The following is a 5,660-nucleotide window of genomic DNA, read 5'->3' as shown; positions in this document are numbered from 1 at the left end:
CCGCCACGGTCGCCGCCACGCTCACGGTCGCCGCGGTCACGCGGAGCCCGGTCGCCCCGGTCCCGACCAGCCGGCCGGTCGCCAGCGGCGGCCTCAGCCGCGGCCGGAGCCTCGGTGCCCTCCGGGCGGACCTTGTCGAGGTAGATCTTGCCGCGGGCGTCGATGTCCGCGATCTCGACCTCGACCCGGTCACCGACGTTGAGGAAGTCCTCAACGCGCTCGACCCGCTTGCCGTCGCCCACCTTGGAGATGTGCAGCAGGCCGTCACGGCCCGGCAGGAGCGAGATGAACGCGCCGAACGCGGCGGTCTTGACCACCGTGCCGAGGAACCGCTCGCCCTGCTTCGGCAGCGTCGGGTTGGCGATGCCGTTGATCCGGTCGACGGCCGCCTGGGCCGACGGGCCGTTGGTGGCGCCGACGTAGATCGTGCCGTCGTCCTCGATGGAGATCTCGGCGCCGGTCTCGTCCTGGATCGCGTTGATGGTCTGCCCCTTCGGGCCGATCACCATGCCGATCTTGTCGACCGGGATCTTGACGGTGGTGACCCGCGGCGCGTAGTCGGACATCTCGGCCGGAGCCTCGATCGCCGCCTTCATGACCCCGAGGATGACCTGCCGGGCCTCGTTCGCCTGCTGCAACGCGGCGGCCAGCACGTCCGACGGGATGCCGTTGAGCTTGGTGTCGAGCTGGAGCGCGGTGACGAACTCCGGCGTGCCGGCGACCTTGAAGTCCATGTCACCGAACGCGTCCTCGGCACCGAGGATGTCGGTGAGCGTCACGTACTGGGTCTTGCCGTCCACCTCGTCGGAGATGAGGCCCATGGCGATGCCGGCGACCGGCGCCTTCAGCGGGACACCCGCGGAGAGCAGGCCCAGCGTCGAGGCGCAGACCGAACCCATCGAGGTGGAGCCGTTGGAGCCGAGCGCCTCCGACACCTGCCGGATGGCGTACGGGAACTCCTCGCGCGACGGCAGCACCGGGATCAGCGCCCGCTCGGCGAGCGCGCCGTGGCCGATCTCGCGACGCTTCGGCGAGCCGACCCGGCCGGTCTCACCGGTCGAGTACGGCGGGAAGTTGTAGTTGTGCATGTAGCGCTTGCGGTTCTCGGGGGACAGCGTGTCCACCATCTGCTCCATGCGGAGCATGTTCAGCGTGGTGACGCCCAGGATCTGGGTCTCGCCCCGCTCGAACAGCGCCGAACCGTGCACCCGGGGCAGCACGCCGACCTCGGCGGTCAGCGCCCGAATGTCGCGCGGGCCACGCCCGTCCATGCGGACCTGCTCGCGCAGCACGCGGTTGCGCACCTCGGACTTGGTCAGCGACCGGAAGGCGGCGCTGAGCTCCTTCTCCCGACCCTCGAACCGAGCGCCCAGTTCCTCGGCGACCCGGGCCTTGACCCGGTCCAGGGCCTCCTCGCGGTCGGCCTTGCCGGCGATGGTGATCGCCTCGGCGACCTCACCGCGGGCCAGCTCGGCGACGGCGTCGTAAACGTCGTCCTGGTAGTCCAGGAAGACCGGGAACTCGGTCACCGGCTTGGCGGCGACCTCGGCCAGCTCGCTCTGCGCGCGGCACAGCTCACGGATCGCCGGCTTGGCGGCCTCCAGACCGCTGGCGACGACCTCCTCGGTCGGGGCGGTGGCACCGGCCGAGATCAGGGCGACGGCGTTCGGGGTGGCCTCGGCCTCGACCATCATGATCGCGACGTCGCCGTCTTCGAGCGTGCGGCCGGCCACGACCATGTCGAAGGTGGCGCGAGCCAGCTCCTCCAGGGTCGGGAAGGCGACCCACTGGCCGTCGATGTGGGCGACGCGGGTCGCACCGATCGGGCCGGAGAACGGCAGGCCGGAGAGCTTGGTCGACATCGAGGCGGCGTTGATCGCCACGACGTCGTACGGGTGCTGCGGGTCGAGCGCGAGGATGGTCTCGACGACCTGGACCTCGTTGCGCAGGCCCTTGACGAAGGACGGGCGCAGCGGCCGGTCGATCAGCCGGCAGGTGAGGATCGCGTCCTCGCTGGGCCGACCCTCACGGCGGAAGAACGAGCCGGGGATGCGGCCCGCGGCGTACATCCGCTCCTCGACGTCGACGGTCAGCGGGAAGAAGTCGAACTGCTCCTTCGGGTGCTTACCGGCGGTCGTGGCGGAGAGAACGACCGTCTCGCCCAGCTGGGCGATGACGGAACCGGCGGCCTGGCGAGCCAGCCGACCGGTGGAGAAGGTGATCTCACGGGTGCCGAAGGACCCGTTGTCGATCACGGCGGTGCGGGATTCGGTGCCGAGTTTGGTCTCGGTCATGTGCTGTCGTGCTCCTTCGCGTCGTGGGCCCACGACATCGGGGAGCTGCTCAGCCGGCCGGTCTTCGATCGAAGCGCCCGGGTGGCCGGCATGATGCCGGGGTTCCCGGGGGCCACTACCGGAGACCGGTACGCTGACCGGCTCCCTCTCGGGTGGTCGCGCGGCCCGTGTTTCCTCAGGTGGGACGCGGTACGGGGGAGCGGCCGTCCGGCCACTCCCCCGTCACGTCACCGGCGCAGACCGAGCCGCTCGATGAGCGACCGGTAGCGGGCAATGTCCTTCTTCTGGACGTAGTTGAGCAACCGACGGCGCCGGCCGACCAGCAGCAGCAGCCCACGGCGGCTGTGGTGGTCGTGCTTGTGCACCTTCAGGTGCTCGGTCAGCTCGGCGATCCGCTTGGTGAGGACCGCGACCTGGACCTCCGGCGAACCGGTGTCGCCCTCGGCGGTCGCGTACTCCGCGCGGATGCTGGCCTTGGCTTCCTGATCGAGCGCCATGTTCTCCCTGTTTCGATGGGTTGATCAAGTGGGTGTCCGTCGTCCCGGTGGACCGGGAACGGACCGGTACCTCGCACCCGCGGCGTCGAGCAGGCACGCGAGGCCCCACGCCGGTCACCCGACGTCCCGGCAAGACTACCAGCACTCGCCGGTAACACCCGGCGAAGGGCCTCGGTGGCGGCCCGTCACCCCGCCACGATCAGGCCAGTACGCGCCGGGTGCGCTCGACGTCCTGATTCATCTGGGCGATCAACGGCTCGATCGAGTCGTACCGGATCTGACCACGCAGGTGCGCCACGAAGTCCAGGGCCAGCCGCTCGCCGTACAGGTCGCCGCTGAAGTCCAGCGCGTACGCCTCCACCCGCCGCTCCCGGCCGGAGAAGGTCGGGTTGGTGCCCACGGACACCGCCGCAAGCAGCGGCTCGTGCTGGCCGCGGCGGATCAGCCGGGCCGCGTACACGCCGTCGGCGGGCACCGCCGCGTACCGGTGGCAGAGCAGGTTGGCGGTGGGGAAGCCCAGCTCCCGGCCCCGCTGGTCGCCCCGGACCACGACGCCCTCCACCCGGTGTGGGCGGCCCAGCGCGGCGGCCGCCGCGCCCACGTCGCCCGCGTCGACGCAGGACCGGATGTACGTGGAGGAGAAGACGGTGCCGTCCTCGGCGACCAGCGGGCCGCCCTCCACGGCGAAGCCGAACGTCTGACCCAGTCGTTCCAGCAACGCCACGTCGCCGGCGGCCCGGTGCCCGAAGCGGAAGTTGCTGCCGACCACCACCAACGCCGCGTGCAGGTGCTCGACCAGGACGTCGTGCACGAACTGTTCGGCCGGCACCCGGGAGAACTCCGGGGTGAACGGCACCACGCACAGCACGTCCACGCCGAGCGCCTCGATCAGCTCGGCCTTACGGGCCGGCTCGGTGAGCACCGCCGGGTGCGAACCGGGGCGGACCACCTCGGCCGGGTGCGGGTCGAAGGTGACCACCACCGACTGCACGCCCAGCTCGCGGGCCCGGGCCACGGCGTGCCCGATCGTCGCCTGGTGCCCCTTGTGCACGCCGTCGAAGACGCCGATGGTGACCACCGAGCGTCCCCACCCGCCGGGCGCCGCGTCGTAGCCCCGCCACCGCTGCATGCCGTTCCTCTCTGCTGTCCCGCCGGCCGGCGGGTCGACAACGCCGGCTGCGGGCCGGCGAACCTGCGTCCCGCTGTCAGGCCGGGGCGAGCACGATCTCCGCCCGAGCCCGCCCGTCCCGCTCGCTGACGATAGCGATCAGGCCGCCGGCCGGCCCGAAGACGGCGTACGGCCCGGCGAGGCCGGCCGGGTCCAGTGGCCCGCCGTGGGCGAGCACTCGGGCCTCGTCGGGGGTGGCCTCCCGGCGCGCGAAGAACCGGTCGGCCGCCGCGTCCAGTGGCAGGTTCACCACGTCCGGGGCGCGCTGCTCCAACTCGTCGAGGGTCGCCGCCTCGGCCAGGGTGAAGCCACCCACAGCGGTGCGCCGCAGCGCCGTGAGGTGCCCGCCGACGCCGAGCGCCAGGCCCGCGTCCCGGGCGATGGCCCGGATGTACGTGCCGGACGAGCAGGTCACATCCACGTCCACGTCCACCACGTCCGGCTCGCTGCGGCGGATCGCCAGCACCTCCAACCGGGAGATGGTGACCCGCCGCGCCGGCAGCTCGACGCTCTCCCCGTCGCGGACCCGCTTGTACGCCCGCTGCCCGTCGATCTTGATGGCGCTGACCGCGCTCGGCACCTGGTCGACCTCGCCGCTCAGCCCGGCCAGCGCCGACCGGATCGCGTCGTCGGTGACCTGGCCGGCCGGTACGGTGGCGGTCACGTCACCCTCGGCGTCGTCGGTGACTGTGGTCTGGCCGAGCCGGATGGTGCCGGCGTAGCTCTTGCCCGCGCCGATCACGTAGGTCAGCAGCCGGGTGGCCCGGCCGACACCGATCACCAGCACGCCGGTCGCCATCGGGTCGAGGGTGCCGCCGTGCCCGACCCGTCGGGTCTTCGCCAGTCGGCGGATGCGTGCCACCACGTCGTGCGACGTCATGCCGCCGGGCTTGTCGACCACGATCAGACCATCGGTGCTCACGTCGGCCAAGCCTGCCAGATGGCCGGTACCCGGGAGTGCGTGGGCAGGCCCCGCGTGACCCGGACGACCGGGGGCGCCAGCTGGGGCCCTCAGCGGACCGCGCCGGTCACCGCCCAACTGCCGTTGCGCAGTCGCAGCAGCAGGGCGGCCAGCCGGATCACCACGAACAGGGTGAGCCCGGCCCAGATGCCGCCCAGCCCGAGTTCGAGCGCGTACGCCAGCCAGATGGCCGGCAGGAAGCCGCCGAGCGCCGCCACGATGGTGAGGTTGCGTAGGTAACGCACGTCGCCAGCGCCGATCAGCACGCCGTCGAGGGCGAACACCACCCCGGCCAGCGGCAGCATGACGACGAACCACGGCCAGGCCACCATGGCCTGCTCGCGTACCCCCGCATCGGAGCTGAACCACGACGGCACGACGCCGGCGCCGGCGGCGACGAGCAGCGCGAAGCCCACGCCGCAGACGCCGCCGAGCAGCCCGATCCGGCGGGCGAGCGCCCGCGCCGCCGCGTCGTCGCCGGCGCCGAGCGCGGCACCGACCAGGGACTGCGCGGCGATGGCGAGGGCGTCGAGCACCAGCGCGGTGAAGAACCAGAGTTGCAGGACGATCTGGTGGGCGCCGACGGCGGCGGCGCCGAAGCGGGCGGCGACGGCGGTCGCGGACAGGAAGCTGGCCTGGAACGCCAGCCCACTCATCAGCAGGTCCCGGCTGAGAACCAGTCGCTTGCGTATCAATCTGGGTCGGGCACGCAGCGATACCCGCACACCGACCCGGGCCCC

5 protein-coding genes are annotated in these 5,660 nt (G+C 72.2%); all 5 read right to left on the bottom strand.

Features of this window, described 5'->3' with window-relative positions:
• Positions 1-2,294, bottom strand: a 2,294-nt coding sequence (locus PSH25_RS14285; protein WP_238659556.1) for a polyribonucleotide nucleotidyltransferase, incomplete at its 3' end; no start/stop codon positions are given.
• 227 nt (positions 2,295-2,521) lie between these two features.
• Positions 2,522-2,791 (bottom strand): 30S ribosomal protein S15, encoded by a 270-nt coding sequence (rpsO, locus tag PSH25_RS14280; protein WP_030337594.1) that lies wholly within the window; start codon positions 2,789-2,791, stop codon positions 2,522-2,524.
• A gap of 199 nt (positions 2,792-2,990) precedes the next feature.
• On the bottom strand, positions 2,991-3,920 hold the full coding sequence (locus PSH25_RS14275; RefSeq protein ID WP_238659555.1) for a bifunctional riboflavin kinase/FAD synthetase: 930 nt from the start codon (positions 3,918-3,920) through the stop codon (positions 2,991-2,993).
• 76 nt (positions 3,921-3,996) lie between these two features.
• Entirely contained in the window at positions 3,997-4,899 is a 903-nt protein-coding gene (truB, locus tag PSH25_RS14270) for a tRNA pseudouridine(55) synthase TruB (RefSeq protein ID WP_274527456.1), read from the bottom strand.
• 71 nt (positions 4,900-4,970) lie between these two features.
• A partial coding sequence (locus PSH25_RS14265) for an MATE family efflux transporter (protein ID WP_274527455.1) occupies positions 4,971-5,660 on the bottom strand: 690 nt, incomplete at its 5' end.

The organism is Micromonospora foliorum (assembly GCF_022229015.1).
GTDB lineage: Bacteria > Actinomycetota > Actinomycetes > Mycobacteriales > Micromonosporaceae > Micromonospora > Micromonospora foliorum.
This window is presented reverse-complemented; position numbering and strand designations above follow the sequence as displayed.